The organism is Cupriavidus basilensis (genome assembly GCF_008801925.2).
Taxonomy (GTDB): Bacteria; Pseudomonadota; Gammaproteobacteria; order Burkholderiales; family Burkholderiaceae; genus Cupriavidus; species Cupriavidus basilensis.
The window spans coordinates 1,756,342-1,778,227 of record NZ_CP062803.1 but is presented as its reverse complement, the minus strand read 5'-3'; the positions used below and the strand labels follow the sequence as shown (position 1 = coordinate 1,778,227).

Annotated in this window: 19 protein-coding genes; 11 read left to right on the top strand and 8 right to left on the bottom strand. The window is 66.4% G+C overall.

Annotation, left to right across the window (positions count from 1 at the left end; translation table 11 throughout):
• Positions 1-6: 6 nt before the first annotated feature.
• On the bottom strand, positions 7-573 hold the full coding sequence (locus tag F7R26_RS08090) for a TetR/AcrR family transcriptional regulator (protein WP_150985790.1): 567 nt from the start codon (positions 571-573) through the stop codon (positions 7-9).
• A gap of 311 nt (positions 574-884) precedes the next feature.
• Entirely contained in the window at positions 885-1,397 is a 513-nt protein-coding gene (locus tag F7R26_RS08085; protein ID WP_170301856.1) for a copper resistance protein CopQ, read from the bottom strand.
• Between the two features lie 573 nt (positions 1,398-1,970).
• Between F7R26_RS08085 and F7R26_RS08080 the strand changes: the two genes are divergently transcribed.
• Entirely contained in the window at positions 1,971-2,294 is a 324-nt protein-coding gene (locus F7R26_RS08080; protein WP_150985789.1) for a hypothetical protein, read from the top strand.
• Between the two features lie 183 nt (positions 2,295-2,477).
• Here the strand turns inward: F7R26_RS08080 and F7R26_RS08075 are convergent, their stop codons facing one another.
• Both F7R26_RS08075 and F7R26_RS08070 read right to left on the bottom strand, forming a co-directional pair.
• Entirely contained in the window at positions 2,478-3,725 is a 1,248-nt protein-coding gene (locus F7R26_RS08075) for an FAD-dependent oxidoreductase (RefSeq protein ID WP_241754508.1), read from the bottom strand.
• Positions 3,726-3,774: 49 nt separating this feature from the next.
• Complete coding sequence (locus F7R26_RS08070; protein ID WP_150985787.1) at positions 3,775-4,251, bottom strand: hypothetical protein; 477 nt, start codon at positions 4,249-4,251, stop codon at positions 3,775-3,777.
• A 114-nt stretch (positions 4,252-4,365) separates the two neighbouring features.
• Between F7R26_RS08070 and F7R26_RS08065 the strand changes: the two genes are divergently transcribed.
• From F7R26_RS08065 to F7R26_RS08045, 5 genes are all read left to right on the top strand, one after another.
• Positions 4,366-5,232, top strand: a complete 867-nt coding sequence (locus F7R26_RS08065; protein WP_150985786.1) for an AraC family transcriptional regulator — start codon at positions 4,366-4,368, stop codon at positions 5,230-5,232.
• A gap of 138 nt (positions 5,233-5,370) precedes the next feature.
• Positions 5,371-5,808 carry a MarR family winged helix-turn-helix transcriptional regulator gene (locus F7R26_RS08060; RefSeq protein ID WP_150985785.1) on the top strand — a complete coding sequence of 146 codons (438 nt, stop codon included), beginning with the start codon at positions 5,371-5,373 and terminating at the stop codon, positions 5,806-5,808.
• Between the two features lie 41 nt (positions 5,809-5,849).
• On the top strand, positions 5,850-7,376 hold the full coding sequence (locus tag F7R26_RS08055) for an efflux transporter outer membrane subunit (RefSeq protein WP_150985784.1): 1,527 nt from the start codon (positions 5,850-5,852) through the stop codon (positions 7,374-7,376).
• Positions 7,377-7,460: 84 nt separating this feature from the next.
• Positions 7,461-8,726 carry an HlyD family secretion protein gene (locus F7R26_RS08050; RefSeq protein WP_150985783.1) on the top strand — a complete coding sequence of 422 codons (1,266 nt, stop codon included), beginning with the start codon at positions 7,461-7,463 and terminating at the stop codon, positions 8,724-8,726.
• A gap of 110 nt (positions 8,727-8,836) precedes the next feature.
• Positions 8,837-10,402 (top strand): DHA2 family efflux MFS transporter permease subunit, encoded by a 1,566-nt coding sequence (locus tag F7R26_RS08045; RefSeq protein WP_150985782.1) that lies wholly within the window; start codon positions 8,837-8,839, stop codon positions 10,400-10,402.
• Between the two features lie 137 nt (positions 10,403-10,539).
• On the opposite strand, the gene F7R26_RS08040 is transcribed toward F7R26_RS08045, so the two are convergent.
• On the bottom strand, positions 10,540-11,064 hold the full coding sequence (locus tag F7R26_RS08040; RefSeq protein ID WP_150985781.1) for an RrF2 family transcriptional regulator: 525 nt from the start codon (positions 11,062-11,064) through the stop codon (positions 10,540-10,542).
• A 301-nt stretch (positions 11,065-11,365) separates the two neighbouring features.
• Between F7R26_RS08040 and F7R26_RS08035 the strand changes: the two genes are divergently transcribed.
• Positions 11,366-12,577, top strand: a complete 1,212-nt coding sequence (locus tag F7R26_RS08035; protein WP_150985780.1) for a globin domain-containing protein — start codon at positions 11,366-11,368, stop codon at positions 12,575-12,577.
• 35 nt (positions 12,578-12,612) lie between these two features.
• Here the strand turns inward: F7R26_RS08035 and F7R26_RS08030 are convergent, their stop codons facing one another.
• A complete protein-coding gene (locus F7R26_RS08030; protein WP_150985779.1) occupies positions 12,613-14,037 on the bottom strand; it encodes a heavy metal sensor histidine kinase in 1,425 nt (474 codons plus the stop codon).
• Entirely contained in the window at positions 14,034-14,705 is a 672-nt protein-coding gene (locus F7R26_RS08025) for a heavy metal response regulator transcription factor (RefSeq protein WP_150985778.1), read from the bottom strand. Before F7R26_RS08025 ends, F7R26_RS08030 begins: the two co-directional genes overlap by 4 nt.
• A gap of 147 nt (positions 14,706-14,852) precedes the next feature.
• On the opposite strand from F7R26_RS08025, the gene F7R26_RS08020 reads away from it, so the two are divergent.
• The 4 genes from F7R26_RS08020 (at position 14,853) to F7R26_RS08005 (ending at position 17,534) form a co-directional block, all read left to right on the top strand.
• Positions 14,853-15,494 (top strand): hypothetical protein, encoded by a 642-nt coding sequence (locus F7R26_RS08020; RefSeq protein WP_150985777.1) that lies wholly within the window; start codon positions 14,853-14,855, stop codon positions 15,492-15,494.
• A gap of 61 nt (positions 15,495-15,555) precedes the next feature.
• A complete protein-coding gene (locus tag F7R26_RS08015; protein ID WP_150985776.1) occupies positions 15,556-16,203 on the top strand; it encodes a cytochrome b/b6 domain-containing protein in 648 nt (215 codons plus the stop codon).
• Between the two features lie 29 nt (positions 16,204-16,232).
• A complete protein-coding gene (locus F7R26_RS08010) occupies positions 16,233-16,985 on the top strand; it encodes a molybdopterin-dependent oxidoreductase (protein WP_150985916.1) in 753 nt (250 codons plus the stop codon).
• Positions 16,986-17,231: 246 nt separating this feature from the next.
• A complete protein-coding gene (locus F7R26_RS08005; protein WP_241754457.1) occupies positions 17,232-17,534 on the top strand; it encodes a hypothetical protein in 303 nt (100 codons plus the stop codon).
• Between the two features lie 199 nt (positions 17,535-17,733).
• On the opposite strand, the gene purL is transcribed toward F7R26_RS08005, so the two are convergent.
• Entirely contained in the window at positions 17,734-21,780 is a 4,047-nt protein-coding gene (purL, locus tag F7R26_RS08000; protein WP_150985775.1) for a phosphoribosylformylglycinamidine synthase, read from the bottom strand.
• Between the last annotated feature and the right edge of the window lie 106 nt (positions 21,781-21,886).

Sequence of the window (21,886 nt, the reverse complement as noted above, 5' to 3'; positions counted from 1 at the left end):
TTCGTCCTACTTGGATACCGAAGCCATCAGCAGCTCGGCGGCGGACTCCAGCCGCTCAGGCGCCCCAAACAGCCGCGCAACGATCAAGCCGTTCTGCAGCGCGCCGTAGATCACCTGCGCCAGTGCGCGAGGCGTCACCGGGTAGACCTTGCCGTATTCCTTCTGCGCGCGCTCGATCAGCCCCGTCAGCCAGTTCTCGTTCATGCGGTAGAACGCCTTGAGTTCGGCGTGGACCGCCTCCGGCAGGCATAGCGTCTCAGTGGACAACATGCCCGCTAGGCAGATCTGGTCGCCGCAGGCCGCGGTCCGCAGGAAGTTGAGGTAGCCCTCGGCCTGCGCGGCAGGGGAAAGCGACGAATCCACGCTGCGCAGCCGCTCGGAGATGCGGGCGCTGTATTCCTTCACCGCCTCCAGCACCAGGTCGCCCTTGGCGGGGAAGTAGTAATGGATGCTCGACGTCTTCACGCCGACCAGCTCGGCCAGGTCGCGATAGCTGAAACCATTGAAGCCGCGCCGGCGGATAAGCACCAGCGTGTGTTCGAGCAGTTGTTCGCGTACGGATTGCGTTTTCATAGCGCGATCTTATCTACCTATCGATAGATCCTCAAGCCAATTTCGTGTGCGGTCGCAACAAGCCGGCTTAGTTGCCCCTAAGTTACGCCTTCATTGCGCTTATCGCCGCCCTTTGGCGGCTCACGCCGGGAGCACTTGCGCCACCGCGGTGATGGCAGAGCCACTGGCAACGCACAGAACCACCCAGCCGGCCAGGATCAGGAAGCTGTCTCGTAAACTCATGATGCACCCCTACTCTGTTTCATTCTCATTCTGTTTCCCAACCGCCATCGGACATCCAGGCGGCGATCGCCGGGATGCCCTTGCCGCACTCAGGCATTGGCGCCTTCGCTGAACACGTCGAACTTGCCGCCGCGCGCGCCATCGGTGTAGGCGTCCACGCTGCGGGCCGGGCTGGCCGACACGCCGCTACGATCCAGGCCGGCAACAACGCGGGCACCATCCGTGTACGGATCAGCCTTGCCAACGCGTGCGCCTTCGGTGAACGGGTCGAACTTGCCGCTGCGCGCGCCATCGGTATAAGCGTCAACACTGCGGGCCGGGCTGGCCGACACGCCGCTACGATCCAGGCCGGCAACAACGCGGGCACCGTCCGTGTACGGGTCAGCCTTGCCAACACGTGCGCCTTCGGTGAATGGGTCGAACTTGCCGCTGCGCGCGCCATCGGTGAAGGCGTCGGGCGTGGTGGTGCGGAACACGTAGCCGTACTTGTCACCCGAGAACGTGCTGTCCTTCGGGCCCGAAGCCTGGGCGGTGCCGGCAACGAACGCGGCAGCCAGGGCGGCGGCGGTGATCAGGCTCTTGGCGAAGAGGTTCGAGGTCATGATGTTCTCCATTTCCATTTGAGGACCCGCGCTTGGGCGGAATCGAATCGGTACGCTTTGGAACCCTTCGCTTCTCTTGCTAGTTATCTACCAGTAGATAGATAAGCCAGCCAAAAAAACGGGGATTCCCCGGGTGATGCGCTGGATCCTCTTTCCTGCTTCAGCTTTCTTGCTGGGGCGGAGCAGCGGCTTCCATGTCGTGAATATTATCTACTGGTAGATAGACAGTCAAGGAGTTTTTCAGATCGGATGCCAGAAGGCCAAGATACCGCGCAAAGCGCACATGGGACGTGGCGCGGCCGAAAGGAAAAAGCGCAACAAGGATTTACAACGTTTTACTACGGCCTCTCCGGATTCACTCCTAGGATGAACTGCGCGGGACGCAGCATAGGCAGACGGGGGCGAGTTCTCATGCGCCCTGGCCTGCCTTGACTTGCGTGCCCCGCTGGCCCACCGAGGTTACCGCCCCAGCTTGCCAGGCGTGGCGCAGATGCCGGCTATTCCGGCCGGCCTGTGACCGGGCGCGCCCTCGCTGAACCATAGGCGACCACCTCCTTACCACCGGAGCAAGAGATGCGCAGAGTACTCACGTTGACGTTACTTGTCGCCGCCGCAACGGCTTCAGGCTTGAGCTATGGCCAGCAGAAGAAGTTCGACCCGTACACCGACGGGGCCAAGGCCGGCAAGGCCGATCCCTATACGGACGGGGCGAAAACCGGCAAGTTCGATCCGTACACGGATGGTGCGAAGCAATCCACGCAAATGGACCTGAATGCCACGCAAGGCAAGCCCGATCCCTACACGGACGGGGCCAAGGCCGGCAAGGCCGATCCCTATACGGATGGCGCGAAGGCCGGCAAGGCCGACCCATACACGGACGGCGCGAAATCGAAGTAGCGAGCAGCCCAAAGGCGCGGCCACCCAGGTTGCCGCGCCGCCGCATGGCAATCCTCGCGCTTGGGCAATAGCGCCCCGGGTTCGGACCTTTGCAGCGGCAACCGCGCGCGGCCCCTTCGCTTGGCCGCGCGGGGTGCGCTTGTCTGCGCGAGGTCACGCCACCCGCTTGCCCAATCTCCATGCCTAGCCGGCCAGGACCCGCTCCGCTTGCCAGCCGCTGGCGCCCAGCAACACCTCTGTCCCACGCTGCGACGCCAGGATGGCGCGCGCGCTGTATTCCCGCATCGCGGTTTCGTAGCCGCCAATGGCCGCCCGCAGCGAACGGCGGCCGGCGGCGGCCTCGCCCAGCTGCCGCGATAGCAGGAGCGCATCGTGCAGCGCCGTGTTTGCCCCCAGGCCGCCGGCCGGGCTCATGGCATGGATGGCGTCTCCCAGCACCGTGACGGCACTGCTTGGCCAGGCAGCGGGCACATCGGCCGTCCTGACGGGCACCATGGCCAGCGAGGCACGATCGCTCTGCTGGAACAGCGGGCGCAGGCCGGCATGCCATCGCGCCGTGATGCGTTCGAGGCGCGCGGCAAGCGCGTCCTGTTGCAACGCATCCCCGGCTTCCCAACCGATGCCAAGGGTTTCGCGCGCGCCGACGATGGCCCAGTAGAGGTAGTCGCCAGGCATGTTCAGGCGGTACCCCGCGGGCGGCGGGCGGAACCGCATCGGATCGATGATGACGGCCAGGCCATCGCCAAAGACGATCGACGTCCTGGCCGGCAGCAAGCCGGAGAGCCGCTCCAGCGTGGCAGGCGTGGGATCGGTCTTGCCGTAGAGGCAGGCAAACCCGGTATCGGCCGGTGCCGCGTCCGGCAGGCGCCGTCGGCGCACCCTTGAATTAATGCCATCCGCCGCGACGAGCAGGTCCGAGAAGGCGGATGAACCATCGGAGAAGCCCGTTTGCACGCGCGCGTCTTCGTCTTCACGGTAACGCACGAACGCCTTGCCGAAATGCACCCGATCCTCGATGCCATGCATCAGGACTTCGCGCAGCGTCTGGCGATTCACGCTCAGGTCTTCCGCCTGCGCCTCGGCTTGCGCTTCTGCTTCTGCTTGCGCTGCGGCGGGCGCATCGCCACGGGCACGCCGCCACGACTCCACCCACCTGCCGCTGACGGCCTCGAGGCCAGTGTCCACTACGTTGACGCCAGCGACGGGGATGGCGCTGGTCAACTGGAACACGCTGAACAACGCCGCCGGCAGGCAGCCCTTCAAGGCCTGCTGACCCGCGTGGTCGATCCGGATGCGGTAGCCCTGCGTACGGCTGGCCAGCGCGGCATCGCGCTCGTACACATCGAAGGCAATGCCCCGCTGCTTGAGCCCTTGCGCCAGGCATAAGCCTCCCAGGCCGGCGCCAACGATGGTGATGTGCAGTGGTTTCATAGACACGGAGAATTTCGCGGTTTGGGCCATGACGTTGGTTCTGAAGCGCTCAACGCGCGGCTGCCCCGGGTGCCTGCGCATCCGCGGACGCATCCAGCGTGGTCTCGTCCAGCACCCGCGCGGCCAGCGAAAGCGCGTCGGACATGGTGGCGGAAATCGCCATGGGAATGCCGAAGGCCTTGACGGCGAGCAACGCCTGGGCCTTGAGCGCTGCCCGCCTGATCGGGTCGGGCTCAATGTGGATCAGCGCCCTGCATACTGCGCCGAGCGGCGCCTTGTACTGTTTCAGCCACAAGGCGCGCTGCTTGCGGTCCTCCTGCGTTTCCTCCGCCGGCCGCTGGTCATGAATCAGGACAAAGGGCCGGCCCTGCTCGACCAGCGCGGTCATCTCCTCGCGCCACTGGATTGCATAGCCCGCCTGCATGGCCTGCGTGCGGCCGATCACGATGGGAAAACGGCTGGCATCGTAAATCTGGAGGTTGGGTATTGCGGATGTAGCCGCTACGGCGGCGATTGCGGTCTGCATGTAGATCTCCTGCGGCGCGGGAAAGTGTGGATGGCAGCGCCTTGGCAGCAAGTATCCGGCGCAAACGGGTAGACTTGATATCGTTATCAAGCCGATAAATAATGAAATCCAGCCATGTCATCGCGCCCATCCCATCCCTCGGCTTCCGTCAGCGTGGCGGCAGATACGGAAAGCCTCGTGGCCGCCTTTGCCGACGCCAGCGAGCGGCCGGACGGCCCGGCCCTGATCGCCATGCGCGGCGCCGACAAGGCGGACAACGAGTTCCGGCTCGGCACGCGTGAGCTGGGCTGGCACAGCCACGTGCGCGGCCAGCTGTTCTGCATCGACAACGGCCTGGTGCATGTCCGCACGCGGCGCGGCTCTTGGCTGCTGCCCGCCCAGCGAGCTGGCTGGATGCCGCCGGGAGAAATGCACCGGGTCACGATCAGCGGCGTGCTGAGCGGCTGGAATGTGTGGATCGCGCCCACCGCGGCGCAGGACCTGCCCAGCATGCCCTGCGTGGTAGGGACCAGCGATGTGATGCGCGCGCTCGTCAGCCGCGCTGCGTCGTGGCCTTCGCCATTCACGCTGGACGCCGCACAAGAGCGAATCACTGCGGTGCTGCTGGATGAGATCCGGCAGGCGCCACAACAACCCCTGCACCTGCCGCTGCCGACCGACCGGCGCGCCTGCCGGATCAGCAACGCCATCCTGGCACAGCCCGACGACCACCGCAGCCTGGTGGAATGGGCGGCCTGGGCCGGCTTGTCCGCGCGTACGCTTTCCCGCCTGTTCCTGGGCGAGACCGGCCTGAGCTTTGCCAACTGGCGGCAGCAGGCCCGGCTCACGCTGGCGCTGGAGCGGCTCGCGCGCGGCGAGGCCGTGGGCGACGTTGCGCAGGCGCTGGGCTACGCCACGCCAAGCAACTTCATCGCCATGTTCCGCCGAGCCTTTGGCGATTCTCCGGCCCGGTACTTCGCCAGCCGCGGGGTGAACGCGTAGCCATCCGCGCCGGCAATCGGCACATTCGGAACCTGCCGGCCGCCCTCTGCGCACGTGCCAAACCATGTAGATGCGGCCTTGAATTTATCTGACTTATCAAATATTATCCAGCCAGCCGACGAAAGACAGGAAGCAGCCATGAAGCACTACACGAAGGGGACCTTCAACCTGACGGAGAGCGTCGGTTTTTATCTCAACAAGGCCCGCAATCTTGTGCTGATGGAGATGGACGCGGCCCTGAAGGAACTGGATATCACCACCCAGCAGATGGGCATCCTGCTGTCGCTGTCGCGCGGCATGGCCACCACCCCGTTTGAGTTGAGCAAGCTGCTGGTGATCGACACCGGCCTGATGACCCGCATCCTCGACAAGCTGGAGCACAAGGGCCTGTTGACCCGCTCGCGCAGCGTGGATGACCGCCGCGTGGTGAACCTGGAACTTACCGCCAAGGGCCACAGCGTTGCCGACCAGATCCCGGAGATTGCCCCCGAGGTGCTCAATGCGCGCCTCAAGGATTTCAGCAAGAGCGAGTTCAACGAATTGTTGCGCCTGCTCGACAAATTCTCGGCCGCCTGAGCGCGCGTCTTTTTTTAACCATTTATCTGACAAATCAGAAAATGAAAACACAGACATCTCGAACGACCGGCCGCGCCCTGCGCTCCCCCAAGGTCCTGCCCCTGCTGCTCAGCGCCTGGCTCGCCGGCTGCGCCAACTACACGGGCATCTCCAGCGACAAGCACATTGCCGAGTCCGCTGCGCTGGAAACCACCGCCAGCCTGCCCGCCGAGCAAGGCCACTGGCCCGCGGCGGACTGGGCCGCCCAGTTCGGCGACGCGCAGCTGCGCGGGCTGATTGCCGAGGCGCTCGAAGGCAGCCCGTCGATCGACATGGCCAAGGCGCGCCTGGCCGCCGCCGCCGCCTACAGCGAAGGCGCCAATGCCAACACCTTGCCGCGCGTGGACGCCGGTTACGCCTTGACCCGCCAGCAGTACTCGGCCACGGCCATGGTGCCACCGCCCGTTGCGGGCTCCTGGCAGACCGAAAACCGTGGCGTGATCAGCGCCGCCTATGAACTCGACCTGTGGGGCAAGAACCGCGAAGCGCTGGCCTCATCGGTCTCGGCCCGCCGCGCCGCCGAGGCGGAATCGGAGCAGGTCCGCCTGTCCGTCAGCTCGGCCGTGGCCCGCGCCTATAACGAGCTGGCCCGCCTGTACGCCCTGCTTGACATCGCCCGGGACGAAGTCGGGCAGCGCAGCGCGCTGGCCCGCATCACTCACGCCCGCGCCGCCTCCGGCCTGGACACGGAAGTGGAACAACGCACCGCCGACGCCAACCTCGACGCCAGCAACGCAGCGGTCACGGCGCTCAACGGCGCCATCCTCAATACCCGCTACCAGCTGGGCGCCCTGCTCGGCCGCGGCCCGGACCGCGGGCTGGCCCTCGCGCGGCCCACGCTGAGCCCCGGCGATGCCGTACGCCTGCCGGACAACCTCCCGGCCGACCTGGTCTCGCGCCGCCCCGACATCGTTGCCGCACGGTGGCGCGTGGATGCCAGCACCCACGACATCAAGGTGGCCAAGGCCGGCTTCTACCCCGACATCAACCTGAGCGCCGCGATCGGCCTGGATGCCTTTGGCTTTGGCCGCTTTCTCACCGCCGCCAGCCGCACCGCCAGCGCCGGCCCGGCCATCCACCTGCCGATCTTCGATGCCGGCGCGCTGCGCGCGCAGTTGAAGGGCCGCTATGCGGAATTCGACCTGGCAGTGGCGAACTACAACCAGACGCTGATCGGCGCCCTGACCGACGTGGCGACGCAACTGGCACAGATCCGCACAATCGATGCGCAACTGGTCGATGCACTGCGCGCCGAGCAAAACAGCCGCCGTGCCCGCGACCTGGCTCTTGCGCAATATCGCCAGGGCCTGACGACCCAGCTCACCGTGCTGAATGCGGAAACCAGCGCGCTGGCCCGCACCCAGGCCGTGGCCCAGCTGCGCATGACGCGCCGCGACCGCCAGATCGCGCTGGCGGCGTCTCTTGGCGGCGGCTACACGGATACGTCCGGCGTGGCGGCCACCGCGGTGGCCGCCACGCCGCCAGTCCTTCGCGCCGCCGCCCCGGGCGCTCCCGGACAGCCGCAATAGCCGCAGTAGCCGCAGTAGCCGCAATCAGCGCAACAACCGCTCAACGCCGATAACACCACCGATACAGCGACCAAGGTGATCAACATGACCAAAGCTACCCAGACCGAAACCACCGCCGACAACAACAGCAGCAGCAGCACCGCCCGCAAGATGGCCACCCGCAAGCGCCTGCTCGCCGCGCTGGGCCTGGCCTCCCTGCTTGCCGCCGGCGGCTACGCGGGCTACTACTTCACCTACGCCGTGCATCACGAAGACACCGACGACGCCTACGTCAACGGCAACCTCGTGCAGCTCACGCCGCAGGTCAGCGGCACCGTGATCAGCGTCAACGCCGACGACACGCAGATCGTCCAGGCCGGCGAAGCCGTGGTCAACCTCGACCCGGCCGATGCGCAGGTCGCGCTGGGCAACGCCCAGGCTCAGCTCGCGCAGACGGTGCGCCAGGTCAGCGCCCTCTACGTCAACAACAACGTCTACCAGGCCGCGATCCAGCAGCGCCAGGCCGACCTGGCCAAGGCCCGCGACGACTTCCAGCGCCGCAGCCAGGTGACGGAAACCGGGGCCGTGTCCGCGGAAGACGTGGCCCACGCCCGCGACGCGGTCAAGACCGCCGAGGCCGCGCTCGAAGTTGCCCGCCAGCAACTTGCCTCCAACCGCACCATGACCGACCAGACCACGGTCGCCGAGCACCCTGCCGTACAGGCCGCCGCCGCCAAGCTGCGCGACGCGCATCTCGCCTTGGCGCGCAACACGCTGCCGGCACCCGTCACGGGCTATGTGGCGCGCCGCTCGGTGCAGGTCGGCCAGCGCGTAGCCCCGGGCGCGCCGATGCTGGCTATCGTCCCGCTGGATGGCGTGTGGGTGGATGCCAACTTCAAGGAAGTCCAGCTCCAGCACATGCGAATCGGCCAGCCGGTCGTGCTGCGCGCGGACGTGTACGGCAGCAGCGTGCGCTATCACGGCCGCGTGGTGGGCTTCTCCGCCGGCACCGGCAGCGCGTTCTCGGCCTTGCCGGCACAAAACGCCACCGGCAACTGGATCAAGGTGGTGCAACGCCTGCCCGCCCGCATCGAGCTCGACCCGGCGGAGCTGCGTGCCCACCCGCTGCAGATCGGCTTGTCGATGCAGGTCGACGTGGACACCCGGGACCGCAGCGGCGCGCAACTCGGCGCGGTCAAGAAGACCACCTACAGCACCGATGTCTACCGTGGCTATGGGGAGCAAGCCGATGCTGAAATCGCTCGCATCATCGCGCTGAACAGCACCTCGGGCGCATCCAGCCAGGCCGCACAGGCTACCGCGGTTGCCGCGAAGACGGCTGAAAAACCGGCCAAAGGGGCCGTCCTGTAATGCCTTGCCAGGATTTTTCTTCGTTATTTATCTGATAACTCAGATTCTTGAATGGCAATCAAATCCGGCAAGAGCCGGCAGACACCAGCCAGAAACCCGTCGAGTTCACCATGGAAAACGCCAACACAGCCGAACCGCTCCAGCCCCCGCCGCTTACCGGCGGCAAGCTGGTGCTAGCCACCTTCGCGGTAGCGCTCGCCACCTTCATGAACGTGCTCGACTCGTCGATCGCCAACGTGGCCATTCCCACCATCTCCGGCAACCTCGGTGTGTCGGTGGACGAAGGCACGTGGGTCATCACGCTGTTCGCCGCCGCCAACGCCGTATCGATCCCGCTCACAGGCTGGCTGACCCAGCGCATCGGGCAAATCCGCCTGTTCGTCGGCGCCATCCTGCTGTTCGTGCTGTCATCCTGGCTGTGCGGCATTGCGCCCACCCTGCCGATCCTGCTGGCCGCGCGCGTGCTGCAAGGCGCCGTGGCCGGCCCGCTGATTCCGCTCTCGCAGGCCATCCTGCTAGGCTCGTACCCCAAGCAACGCAGCTCCACCGCGCTGGCGCTGTGGGCCATGACGGCTACCGTGGGCCCGATTGCCGGCCCGGCGCTGGGCGGCTGGATGACCGACCGCTACTCGTGGTCCTGGATCTTCTACATCAACATTCCCGTAGGCCTGTTCGCCGCCGCCGTGACCTGGATCATCTACCGCTCGCGTGAAACACCGAAGCGCGCCCTGCCGATCGACAAGGTTGGCCTGGCTTCGCTCATCACCTGGGTGGCAGCGCTGCAGATCATGCTCGACAAGGGCAAGGATCTCGACTGGTTCCATTCGTCGCTGATCGTGGGCCTGGGTGTCGTTGCCTTGATCAGCTTTATCTTCTTCGTGATCTGGGAGCTGACCGAGGAACATCCGATCGTCGATCTCAAGCTGTTTGCCAGGCGCAACTTCCTGGGCGGCACCGTGGCGATCTCGGTAGCCTACGGCGTATTCTTCGCCAACCTGGTCCTGCTGCCGCAATGGATGCAGCAGTACCTTGGCTACCCGGCCGTGAATGCCGGCCTGGTGACCGCACCGCTGGGCATCTTCGCCGTGATACTGGGGCCGGTGCTGGGCAAGATCATGCCGCGCTCCGATGCGCGGGTGCTGGCGACCATGGCCTTTGCCGGCTTCGCCGCAGTGTTCTTCATGCGCTCGGGCTACACCACCACCGTGGACACCTGGACGCTGGTGCTGCCCACGTTGCTGCAAGGCATCCCCACCGCGCTGTTCTTCGTGCCGCTGACCGCGATCATCCTGTCGGGGCTGTCGCCGGACAAGATTCCGGCCGCCGCAGGCCTGTCGAACTTTGTTCGCGTGTTCACCGGCGCGCTAGGGACGTCGCTGGCCAGCACGGCCTGGAACGACCGCAATGTCCTGCACCACTCGCAACTCGCGGAGCAGGCCAGCCAGCACAACCCGGCCTTTGTGCACGCGCTGGAAGCCTTGCAGGCCACGGCCGGTTTCAGCCATGACCAGGCGATGGCGTTCTTCGAACGCAACCTCACCACGCAAGCCGCCATGCTTGGGTTGAACGATATCTTCTGGATCTCGGGCGTGATCTTCATCGTGATCATTCCGCTGATCTGGTTCACCAAGCCAGCCAAGGGCGGCAATGCTGCCGCTGGTGCGGCCGCGCATTGAAGGGTTACGCAGAGTTCGATCGAACCTTCACAGCTTCAGGTAACCACCAGCACCACCGTCACGCTGGTCGGCCTGAACCCGGGCCGACCTTGCCCCGGCGCCGCTCCCGCCAGCCGGGAGACCGGCGCAACGCGGACTTACTGCTCGCCGGCACCCTCGGCGGTCGCCCGAGAGGCCCTGGCCTTGCGCGTCACGTTCTTGACCGGGATGCCGGTCAGGGTGGCCGCGCCGCCGTCGCCAAACGCCCGGGTGAGCGCCGCAGGCTTCTCCACCAGATCCTGCAGGCTATACGCGTCCAGCACCTCGAAATAAGCCCGCAACGCTGCGGACAGCACGCCGCGCAAGCCGCATACGCGGGTGATGATGCAGTGATTGTCATCGCCCTGGAAGCACTCCACCAGGTTGAAATCCGACTCCATGGTCCGGATCACTTCGCCCACATTGATCTGCGCAGCCGGCCGGCCCAGCGCGATGCCACCTGCGCGCCCGCGCACCGTATGCAGGAAGCCGGCCTGGCCGAGCTTTTGCACGATCTTGATCAGGTGGTTCTTGGGAATGCCGAATGCATCCGCGATGTGCTGGATGGTGACCAGTTCGCCCGGATGGACCGCCACATAGATCAGGGTCCGCAGACTGTAGTCGGTGTAGTCAGTCAGTCTCATGGAAAAGTCCGGTTTGCGGCGATGATGCATGGGGTCGCCAGGATGGGGCTCCAGCAGGCACTGCAGCCTCGGTGTGACGGCTGCCGCAGTCTAACATGGACCAAAGATGCATCTTTGCGCGCTGCCGCAAATTTTATGTTGCATTGAAAATGCATGTTTAATAAAATCGGCTTCAAGGCGTCGCCACCTACCGCGTCCAGGACACACCGGGACTGCACCCAGACCGTACGCCGCCACCGCACCACGGTGCGGAGTCCTTTTTCTTTTTTGTTGCATTTTTCGCACATCTTTGGAGGTTGCCGTGCTGTCCGAACAATCGAGACCCCTGATCGACGCGAGCGTGCCCGTGCTGCGCGAACATGGCCTGGCCATTACCCAGACGTTCTATCGCAACATGTTTGCCGATCGGCCCGAGCTGACCAACCTGTTCAACATGGGCAACCAGGCCAATGGTTCGCAGCAGCAGTCGCTGGCTTCCGCCGTGTTCGCCTACGCCGCCAACTATGGCGACAACAGCGCCCTGGCTCCGGTGGTCAGCCGCATCGTCCACAAGCATGCATCGGTCGGCATCAAACCCAGCCACTACGCCATCGTCGCGCGCCACCTGCTCGGCGCCATCGGCGAAGTGCTGGGCGATGCCGCCACCCCGGCGCTGGTCGCCGCCTGGGACGAAGCCTACTGGCTGCTCGCCGCCGAACTGATCGCCGCGGAAGCCCGCCTCTACGCGCGCGCGCAAACCGGTCCCGATCACCGCCAGCCCGTGCGCATCGTCGCGCGCGAAGCACAAAGCGCCGACATCACCGCCTTCACGCTCGAAGCCGTGGGCGGCACCACGCTGGCCGACTTCCTGCCCGGCCAGTACATCTCCGTGGTGGTGGAACTCACCCCCAGCGCCTTCCAGCAGCGCCAGTACAGTTTGTCCGACGCGCCCAACGGCAAGACCTGGCGCATCTCGGTCAAGCGTGACCGTGGCAATGGCGAGGATCTGCCCGCCGGCGCGGTCTCGAACTGGCTGCACGAAAACGCCCGCGAAGGCGACGTGCTGCTGGTCAGCCAGCCCTTCGGCGACTTCGCCCCGCGCATCGAGCCCAGCACCCCCATCGTGCTGCTCTCGGCCGGCGTCGGTGTCACGCCCATGATCAGCGCGCTGAACACCGTCGCGCAGCGCAATCCTTCACGCAAGGTGGTATTCGGCCACGCCGCGCGCATGGCTTCGCACGTGGCGCACCTGAATGACGTCAGGCATGCCGCGCGCAAGCTGCCCAAGCTGCGCACGCACTTTTTCCTGGAATCCGGGGAGCCGGCGGAATTTCTGGCGCAACCCGCCCTGCCCGGCCGCATGGATATCGATGTGATTCTGGCCGACGAAGATCTTGCGGATGCGGACTTCTACCTGTGCGGGCCGCTGCCATTCATGCAGGCACAGCGCGCGGCGCTGCAGGCGCGAGGCGTGAAGGCGGACCGGGTGCACCGGGAGGTGTTCGGACCGGATCTGCTGGATACGCTGCTGTAACGCTGCTGTCACGGCAGGCGTCAGCCGCCACAAGCTCAGGAAGCCACGCCTTGCTGCCGCGGGAACCGCAGCGCAAACCGCACCAGCCCCGGCGCGGGGCAACTGGCCATCACGCCGCCGCCGTGCAGCACCATGATGGCCTTCACGATGGCCAGGCCGAGGCCGTTGGACTCCGCGACCCGGCTGCGCGCCGCATCGCCGCGATAGAAGCGGTCGAACAGGCGGTCGAGCTGGGCTTGCGGGATGGCCTCGCCCTGGTTTTCCACCGCAACGACGATGCCGTCAGGCTCTTCGGTGCTGCTGAGCCGCACCACGCTGCCCGGCGCGCCGTAGCGCACGGCATTGACCACCAGGTTGTTGATGGCGCGGCGGCACAGCAGCGGATTGGCCCAGACCGTGCCGAGCGCCTCCACGTCGAACGTCATCGCCTTCTCGTCCGCCGGCCCTTCGAAATACTCGGCGATCTTGTTGAGCTCGTCAGGCAGCGACACCGGGGCGCGCTCGATAACCAGCCCGGCATGGTCGGCCTGCGCCAGGAACAGGATGTTCTCGGCAATATGGCCAAGCCGGTTCAGCTCCTCCAGGTTGGACTCGAGGACGTCCTGGTATTCCTCCGGCCGCCGCGACTGGCTCAGCGTGACCTGGGTCTGGCCAATCAGCGCGCCCACGGGCGTGCGGATCTCGTGGGCCAGGTCGGCGGAGAACTGGGACAGCCGCTCGTAGCCGTCGGCCAGCCGGTCCAGCATGGCGTTGAACGCGCCGACGAGGCCGCGCAGCTCGGCGGGAGCATCCCGCTCATCAAGACGCACGGCGAGGCTGGCGGGGCTGATCTCGGCGGCCCGCGCGGCGATGCTGCCTACCGGCTTGAGCCCGCGCCGGATGGCGAAGAAGGCGAGCGCGGTCGCCGCCAGCATGCCGACCAGCGCGGCCAGCACCACGCGGTCGCGGTAGGCGGCGAGCATCCGCACTTCGTTGCTCATGGGATGCGCGGCAATCACCTCGACCACGCCGCCATCCTCGCTGGAGCGCGCCATCGCGGCCGCCCAGTGCACCGGCACGCCGTTGTCCAGCCAGGTGCGCAGGATGCTGGCCGCGCTCGGGCCGGCGCCGTCGCCCGGCGCAGAGGCCTCGAGCTTTGCCGGCACCGGCAGGTTGTCCGGGTTGACGTGGATAAACGGCGGCTCGCCCGGCTTGCGGAAAATCAGCACGTCGCGCTCGGCGCCAAGCATGGATTCGAACAGCAACGGCCGGTCCTTGAGCTCGCCGACGGTGTACACATCGCTGGCCAGCCGGCGGAAATGCGCCACGCGCCCGATCAGCTGCAGATCGGCACGGGCCTCCATCGAGGTCTTGACGGACTGGTAGAAATACGCGCCCAGCGCGCCGATCACCACGCAGGCAATCGCGGCGAACGACAACGTGGTGCGCGCGGTCAGCGAGCGCGAGGACCAGGCTTTCACGCGCCCTCGCCGAAGGTATAGCCGATGCTGCGCACGGTATGGATAAGCTTCTTGTCGAAGGGCTGGTCGACCTTGGCGCGCAGCCGCTTGATGGCCACATCGACGACGTTGGTGTCGCTGTCGAAGTTCATGTCCCACACCTCGGCGGCAATCAGCGTGCGCGACAGCGCCTCGCCCTGGCGCTTGACCAGCAGGTGCAGCAGCAGGAATTCCTTGTTGGTCAGCACGATCTCCACGCCCTGGCGCGTCACCTTGCGGCGCAGGACATCGAGCTTGAGGTCGGCGAACTCGAACAGCTCCGCCTCGCGCACCACGCCGCGGCGCAGCAGCGTGCGGATGCGCAGCACCAGTTCGATGAACGAAAACGGCTTGACGAGGTAATCGTCGGCGCCGAGCTCAAGCCCGTGGATGCGGTCGTTGACATGGTCGCGCGCGGTCAGGAAGATCACCGGCAGGTCGCGCCGCGCGCGCAGCGTGCGCATGATTTCCCAGCCGTCGATGCCCGGCAGCATCACGTCGAGCACGACGAGGTCGTAGGCGTGTTCCAGCGCCATGTGCAGGCCGTCCGTACCGGTGCGTGCGAGATCCACGGCGTAGCCGCTTTCGCGCAAACCCTTCTTGAGGTAATCGCCGGTCTTGGGGTCGTCTTCGATGACGAGGATGCTCATGATGCGCAATGCCATTCAACGGTATGCCGCCATTCTAGCGGTGGCCGAAGCCCCGATTTATGACATTTTGGTCATCAAAAAGTCATCCGAGCGACCCGGCCATCACCCTAAGCTACGTAGCACTTTCCACGCACCAGGAGTTCCAGGATGAAGATCGTTTCGAGCATGTTGACACGTACCTTGGTGGCCCCGGCGCTGCTCGCCGGCGCCATGTTTGCCGCAGCGCCCGCAGTGCTGGCGCAGCCCGCTCCCGCCGCCACGCCGACCGGCGTGCGCGGCACCGTGACCGCCTTCGCCGGCGACACGCTGAAGGTGCGCACGCGCTCGGGACAGGACCTGGAAGTGGGCCTGACCAAGGACACCGCGGTGCGCGCGGTGACGCTGGCCAAGGTCGATGAGATCAAGCCCGGCAGCTATATCGGCTCGGCCGCCGTGCCGCAGGCGGATGGCTCGCTCAAGGCGCTCGAGGTGCACGTGTTCCCGCCGAGCATGCGCGGCAGCGGCGAAGGCCACCGTGCGTGGGACCTCGGCAAGAACAGCAGCATGACCAACGGCACGGTCGGCAACGTGGTGGTCAGCAACGGCCGCACCATCACCGTGAAGTACCCCGACGGCGAAAAGCGCATCGTGATCCCCAACGACGTGCCCATCGTCAACCTGGAACCCGGCGACCGCTCCTTGCTGGTCCCCGGCGCGCATATCGTGCTGTTTGCCAGCAAAGGCGCCGACGGCGGGCTGACCGCGCGCTTTATCTCGGCCGGCAAGCAAGGCGTGGTGCCCCCGATGTAAGACCCGCCCGGGCCGGCGCCGTCCGGCCTGGATCCTTGCTGTCCTGCCAACGTTCCCCGTCATGCGCAAGCTCCCCTCCTCCGCATCCTCGCGGCGCGCCATCGTCCATCCGCTGCTCGTGCGCGCCACGCACTGGATCAACGCCTTCGCCATGGCCTGCATGGTGATGAGCGGCTGGGCGATCTACAACGCCTCGCCGCTGTTTTCCTTCAAATTCCCGGCCTGGGCGACGGTGGGCGGCTGGCTGGGCGGCTCGATCGCATGGCATTTCGCGGCCATGTGGCTGCTGGCCGCCAATGGCCTGGTCTACCTGGCTTATGGTCTCGCCACGCGGCATTTCCGGCGCCACTTCCTGCCGCTGAGCGTGCGCGGCGTCCTGCGTGACGCGTCCCTTGCCATCCGGCTGCGCCTGCCGCATCGGCCCGGCGCCTACAACGCGGTGCAGCGGCTGATGTATGTGGCGGTGCTGCTGCTGGGCGTGCTGGTGGTGGCATCCGGGCTGGCCATCTGGAAGCCCGTGCAGCTGGACTGGCTGGCGACGCTGTTCGGCGGGTTCGACACGGCACGCCATGTGCATTTCCTTGCCATGGCGGGGATCGTGGGTTTTGTGGTGATTCACCTGGCGCTGGTCATCCTGGTGCCGGCCACCTTGTTGCCAATGTTGACCGGACGCGCCGGGCGCGCTGGCCATGGAGATGTCCAAGCATGAGCGCCCCCAACGATGACAAGCGGATCGTCATGCCGGCCTCGGAGCCGCCAACCGCGGCTGATTTCAAGCCCCAGCTCGTGCAGCTCCAGCGACGCCTGTTGCTGCGCTCCTCGCTCTCGCTAGGCGCCCTGTCCATGCTGGCGGGCTGCACCTTGCAGGATGGCGATGCCGTGGACAAGGTGCTGTGGTCGATGTCGCGCTGGAACGATCGCGTGCAGGCCTGGCTGTTCAACCGCAACCGCCTCGCGCCCACCTACGCGCGCAGCCAGATCACGCAGCCCTTCCCGTTCAACGCCTTCTATCCTGAGTACGACGTGCCGGAGATCGACGGTGCCGGCTACCGCCTCGAAGTCTCCGGGCTGGTCGCCGACAAGCGCGCATGGAGCCTGGCGCAACTGCGCGCGCTGCCGCAGGCGGGGCAGATCACGCGGCATATCTGCATCGAAGGCTGGAGCGCCATTGGCGAATGGCGCGGCGTTGCGCTGCGCACCTTCCTGGAGCGCATCGGCGCGGACACCACCGCCCGCTATATCGGCTTCAAATGCGCGGACCGCTATTACTCCAGCCTCGACATGGAAACCGCGCTGCACCCGCAGACCATGCTGGCGCTGGATTTTGGCAGCGAGCCGCTGCCCGCCCGCTATGGCTACCCGCTCAAGCTGCGGGTGCCGACCAAGCTCGGCTTCAAGAACCCCAAGCATATCGCCGCGCTCTTCGTGACCAACGAGAATCCAGGCGGCTACTGGGAAGACCAGGGGTATAACTGGTTCAGCGGGCTGTAGGGCAAGAAAGCCCCGCCGCCGGCAAGTGACGAACTCCGGGTGATGCACTGTATGCCGGGCACCAAACACGGTGTGTGGTGTGCGCGCTGCCGCACTCACAAAGCGCGCCGCGCATTCCCACCGTCGACGCACATGGGTAATATCAAGGCCATGCGCGCCACCGCCACCGTGGCCGGCGCGCGGCCTGGATAGCGCAAGCCCGCCTGATCTCCCGCCGCGGGCACCGGCACGCGAACGAGGGAGACCATGGCATCAGCGGCATCAGTGACATCAGGCGGCAGCCCCTTCCGGCAACTCTGGCACCTTACATCCGAAGGATGGGGCTACTGCGCGCTCGGCACCTTCAGCCATGATGGCCTGCCCCCGGAATGGCGCGCCGTGCTGCCCATGCTGCCGCTGCGCGACCGCTACTCCCCGGTGAAAGCCGCCCGCATGGTGCTGGTCACCATGCAGATCCGCGGCGCGGCGCCGGCATCGGCCAGGCAATCGGATCCGCAGCGGCCGTTGTATTACGTTTATCAGGCCTGGAGTACGCGGCGGGTGGCTTGAGCGGGGAAGCCACGCGCTTCGCTTGCAGTGGCTCCTAGCTAAGCCACCCCTCTCCCCCCGAGGGGAGAGGGAGAGACAGCCGTCGTCATGGCACTCGGCTTTGGCCCGTTCCCCAGCTTCGGCAACTGCCCCGCACAACAAAGACAAAAGCCCGCTTGCGGGCTTTTGTCTTTCTACAGCGCGAAAAACAGCAGGCCGATCAACCCACCCACTTGCGCGCGTTGCGGAACATGCGCATCCACGGGCTGCCGCCATCTGCCACCTGTTTCCAGGCGTCCGGCGCCCAGCTCATGGTGGCGGTGCGGAACACGCGCTCCGGGTGCGGCATCAGCACGGTGAAGCGGCCATCGGTGGTGGTCACCGAGGTAATGCCGTCGGGCGAGCCGTTCGGGTTCAGTGGGTAGGTTTGCGTCGGCGCGCCGTGGTTGTCCACGAAACGCAGCGCCACCTGGGCCCGGCTCTTGTCGCCTTGCTGCGAGAAGTCGGCGAAGCCTTCGCCGTGCGCCACCACGATGGGGATGCGGCTGCCTTCCATGCCGGCGAAGAAGATCGACGGCGAGGATTGCACTTGCACGGTGACGTAGCGCGCTTCGTACTGTTCCGACTGGTTGCGGGTGAACTTGGGCCATGCGCCCGCGCCGGGGATGATCGGGGCGAGGTTGCTCATCATCTGGCAGCCGTTGCACACGCCCAGCGCGAAGGTGTCCTGGCGGTTGAAGAAGGCCGCGAACTGCTCGGCCATCTGCGCGTTGAACAGGATGGTCTTGGCCCAGCCTTCGCCGGCGCCCAGCACGTCGCCGTAGCTGAAGCCGCCGCAAGCGACAAAGCCGGAGAAGTCGGCCAGGTTGGCGCGCCCGGCGATCAGGTCGCTCATGTGGACGTCGTGCGTGTCGAAGCCGGCGCGGTCCATGCTGTACGCCATTTCGATCTGCGAGTTGACGCCCTGCTCGCGCAGGATCGCCACGCGCGGACGCGCGCCGGTGGCCACGAACGGTGCGGCGATGTCTTGCGCCGGATCGAAGGTCAGCACCGGCGAGATGCCCGGGTCCGCCACGTCGAGCACGCGATCGTATTCGCTGTCGGCGCAAGCCGGGTTGTCGCGCAGGCGCGCGATGCGCCAGCTGACTTCGCTCCAGGTGCGCTGCAGCTCGCTGCGCGCGGCGCCGAAGACCTTCTTGGCGTCGCGGTAGATCTCGATCTGGTCGGTGGCATTGGGCTTGCCCACCACGTGGCTGCAGGCCGACAGGCCAACTTCGCGCAGCACGGCGAACACGGCATCGCGCTCTTCCTGGCGGACCTGGATCACCGCGCCGAGTTCTTCCGAGAACAGCGCGCGCAGGGTCTGCTCGTCGCGGCGGCCGGAGATTTGCTGCGCCCAGTTCTTGGCGTCGCCGAAGTCCTGTTCCTGCACGGGGTCCAGCGCCAGCATGTCAACGTTGAGCGACAGGCCGCAATGGCCGGCAAAGGCCATCTCGGCCAGCGCTGCCATGAAGCCGCCGTCGGAACGGTCGTGGTAAGCCAGCAGCTTGCCCTCGCGGTTCAGGCGCTGGATCACGTTGAAGAAGTTCTTCAGGTCTTCGGCGCTGTCCACGTCCGGCGTGGTGTCGCCAACCTGCTGCGTCACCTGGGCCAGGATGCTGCCGCCGAGACGGTTCTTGCCACGGCCGAGGTCGATGGCGATCAGCACGCTGTCGCCCGCATCGGTGCGCAGTTGCGGGGTCAGGGTGCGGTCGGTGTCATCCACGGCGGCAAACGCCGAGATGATCAGCGAGACCGGCGCCACCACTTCCTTGTCGACGCCGTCGTCCTGCCACTTGGTGCGCATGGACAGCGAATCCTTGCCCACCGGGATGCTGATGCCCAGCGCCGGGCACAGTTCCATGCCGACCGCGTGCACGGTGTCGTACAGCTTGGCGTCTTCGCCGTCCACGCCGCAGGCGGCCATCCAGTTAGCGGACAGCTTGACCTTGCCCAGGTCCTTGACCGGCGCGGCGGCCAGGTTGGTCAGCGCCTCGCCGATGGCCATGCGGCCCGAGGCGGGGGCGTTGATCACGGCCAGCGGCGTGCGTTCGCCCATGGTCATGGCTTCGCCAGCGCGGCCCTTGTAGTCGAGCGTGGTCACCGCCACGTCGGCCACCGGCACCTGCCAGGGGCCGACCATCTGGTCGCGCGCATTCATGCCGCCAACCGTGCGGTCGCCGATGGTGATCAGGAACGACTTGCTGGCCACGGTCGGGTGGCGCAGCACGTCGCGCACGGCCTTGTCCAGCGCGATGCCGGTCACGTCCACCGGGGGCAGGCTTTGCGCCACGTGCCTGACGTCGCGGTGCATGCGCGGCGGCTTGCCCAGCAGCACGTCCATCGGCATGTTCACGGCATAGTGTTCCTTGAGCGCCGCGTCGACATGCGCATCGACCAGTTGCAGCTGCTGCTCTTCGGTGGCGATGCCCACCACGGCAAACGGCGAACGCTCGCGCTGGCACATGGTCTGGAACAGCGGGAAGGACTCCGGCGCCACCGCCATCACATAGCGTTCCTGCGACTCGTTGCACCAGATCTCGGCCGGACTCATGCCCGACTCTTCCAGGTGCACCTGGCGCAGGTCGAAGCGCGCGCCGCGGCCCGCGCCGTCCACCAGCTCGGGGAAGGCATTGGAGATGCCGCCCGCGCCCACGTCGTGGATCGACAGGATGGGGTTGTCGTCGCCGAGCTGCCAGCAGGCGTTGATGACTTCCTGCGCGCGCCGCTCCATTTCCGGGTTGCCGCGCTGGACCGAATCGAAGTCCAGGTCGGCCGTATTGGTGCCGGTCGCCATCGAGCTGGCGGCGCTGCCGCCCATGCCGATGCGCATGCCCGGGCCACCCAGCTGGATCAGCAGCGAGCCGGCCGGCAGCGCCTTCTTGTGCGTGTGGCCGGCGTCGATATTGCCGATGCCGCCGGCGATCATGATCGGCTTGTGATAGCCGCGCACGGTGCCGCCCACGTTTTGCTCGTAGACGCGGAAGTAACCGCCCAGGATGGCGCGGCCGAATTCATTGTTGAACGCGGCGCCGCCAAGCGGGCCTTCGGTCATGATTTGCAGCGGCGAGGCGATGCGGTCCGGCTTGCCGGTCACGCTCACCTTGTCGTCCGGGTTGCGGTGCGCCACCGGCTGGGCGGCGTCGCGCGCGTTTTCCCAGCCTTCCACGGCGTCGGGCAGCATCAGGTTGGAGACCGTGAAGCCGGTCAGGCCGGCCTTGGGCTTGCCGCCGCGGCCGGTGGCGCCTTCGTCGCGGATTTCACCGCCGGCGCCGGTGGAGGCACCGGGGAACGGCGAGATGGCGGTCGGGTGGTTGTGCGTCTCCACCTTCATCAGCGTGTGGGTGAGCGCCTCATGGCGGCCGTACTTCTGCTCGGTGCCGCGGGGGAACCAGCGCTCGGCCACATCGCCTTCCATCACCGCGGAGTTGTCCGAGTACGCCACGATCGACCCTTGCGGGTTGAGCTGGTGGGTATTGCGGATCATGGCGAACAGGGATTTGTCCTGCTGCACGCCGTCGATGGTCCAGGTGGCGTTGAAGATCTTGTGGCGGCAGTGCTCGCTGTTGGCCTGGGCGAACATCATCAGCTCGACGTCGGTCGGGTTGCGCTCCAGCTTGGCGTAGGCGTCCACCAGGTAGTCGATCTCGTCTTCCGACAGGGCCAGGCCCATGTCGGTATTGGCTTGCGCCAGCGCGGCGCGGCCACCGGAGATGTCGATGAAGCGCAGCGGCTTGGCCGGCAGTTCCTGGAACAGGCCGGCGGCATCTTCACGCGAAGCCACCACGCTCTCGGTCATGCGGTCGAACAGGTGGGCTGCCACCGCGGCACGCGTGCCGGCATCCAGCGTCTTGCGCCCGCGCAGCAGGCCCTTCTTGCAGATCACGGTGATCTCGATGCCGCGCTCGATGCGGTGCACGTGCTCGAAGCCGCAGTTATGCGCGATGTCGGTCGCCTTGCTGGCCCACGGCGAGATGGTGCCGAAGCGCGGAATCACCACAAAGCGATCACCGTCGGTTTGTGCCTCGAAAGGCGCACCATAGGTCAACAGCGCGGCAATGCGGGCGCTGTCGTCTTGCGACAGCGGCACGTCGGTGTCGACAAAATGCAGGAACTGGCCGTGCACCGACTCGATGTCGGCGTCGATCTGCTTGAGGGCGGTGAGCAGGCGTTGCTGGCGAAAGGCGGAAAGCGCCAATGCACCGGGGAAGCACGAGAAATGCGCCATGGTCTGAGCGGTCGGGAGGGCAGGAGGTAGGGGCTGCTACCGGCCGGCGCCGCTGGTTGGGGCGCCGTGCTGGCGGGAAACCGGGATTATACCTTGTCGAGAGCGG

Excerpts from the sequence above, each read along its gene's own strand:
- F7R26_RS08090 (WP_150985790.1), bottom strand. The coding sequence starts at position 573 with ATGAAAACGCAATCCGTACGCGAACAACTGCTCGAACACACGCTGGTG.
- F7R26_RS08085 (WP_170301856.1), bottom strand. The coding sequence starts at position 1,397 with ATGACCTCGAACCTCTTCGCCAAGAGCCTGATCACCGCCGCCGCCCTG.
- F7R26_RS08080 (WP_150985789.1), top strand. The coding sequence starts at position 1,971 with ATGCGCAGAGTACTCACGTTGACGTTACTTGTCGCCGCCGCAACGGCT.
- F7R26_RS08075 (WP_241754508.1), bottom strand. The coding sequence starts at position 3,725 with ATGAAACCACTGCACATCACCATCGTTGGCGCCGGCCTGGGAGGCTTA.
- F7R26_RS08070 (WP_150985787.1), bottom strand. The coding sequence starts at position 4,251 with ATGCAGACCGCAATCGCCGCCGTAGCGGCTACATCCGCAATACCCAAC.
- F7R26_RS08065 (WP_150985786.1), top strand. The coding sequence starts at position 4,366 with ATGTCATCGCGCCCATCCCATCCCTCGGCTTCCGTCAGCGTGGCGGCA.
- F7R26_RS08060 (WP_150985785.1), top strand. The coding sequence starts at position 5,371 with ATGAAGCACTACACGAAGGGGACCTTCAACCTGACGGAGAGCGTCGGT.
- F7R26_RS08055 (WP_150985784.1), top strand. The coding sequence starts at position 5,850 with ATGAAAACACAGACATCTCGAACGACCGGCCGCGCCCTGCGCTCCCCC.
- F7R26_RS08050 (WP_150985783.1), top strand. The coding sequence starts at position 7,461 with ATGACCAAAGCTACCCAGACCGAAACCACCGCCGACAACAACAGCAGC.
- F7R26_RS08045 (WP_150985782.1), top strand. The coding sequence starts at position 8,837 with ATGGAAAACGCCAACACAGCCGAACCGCTCCAGCCCCCGCCGCTTACC.
- F7R26_RS08040 (WP_150985781.1), bottom strand. The coding sequence starts at position 11,064 with ATGAGACTGACTGACTACACCGACTACAGTCTGCGGACCCTGATCTAT.
- F7R26_RS08025 (WP_150985778.1), bottom strand. The coding sequence starts at position 14,705 with ATGAGCATCCTCGTCATCGAAGACGACCCCAAGACCGGCGATTACCTC.
- F7R26_RS08020 (WP_150985777.1), top strand. The coding sequence starts at position 14,853 with ATGAAGATCGTTTCGAGCATGTTGACACGTACCTTGGTGGCCCCGGCG.
- F7R26_RS08015 (WP_150985776.1), top strand. The coding sequence starts at position 15,556 with ATGCGCAAGCTCCCCTCCTCCGCATCCTCGCGGCGCGCCATCGTCCAT.
- F7R26_RS08010 (WP_150985916.1), top strand. The coding sequence starts at position 16,233 with ATGCCGGCCTCGGAGCCGCCAACCGCGGCTGATTTCAAGCCCCAGCTC.
- F7R26_RS08005 (WP_241754457.1), top strand. The coding sequence starts at position 17,232 with ATGGCATCAGCGGCATCAGTGACATCAGGCGGCAGCCCCTTCCGGCAA.
- purL (WP_150985775.1), bottom strand. The coding sequence starts at position 21,780 with ATGGCGCATTTCTCGTGCTTCCCCGGTGCATTGGCGCTTTCCGCCTTT.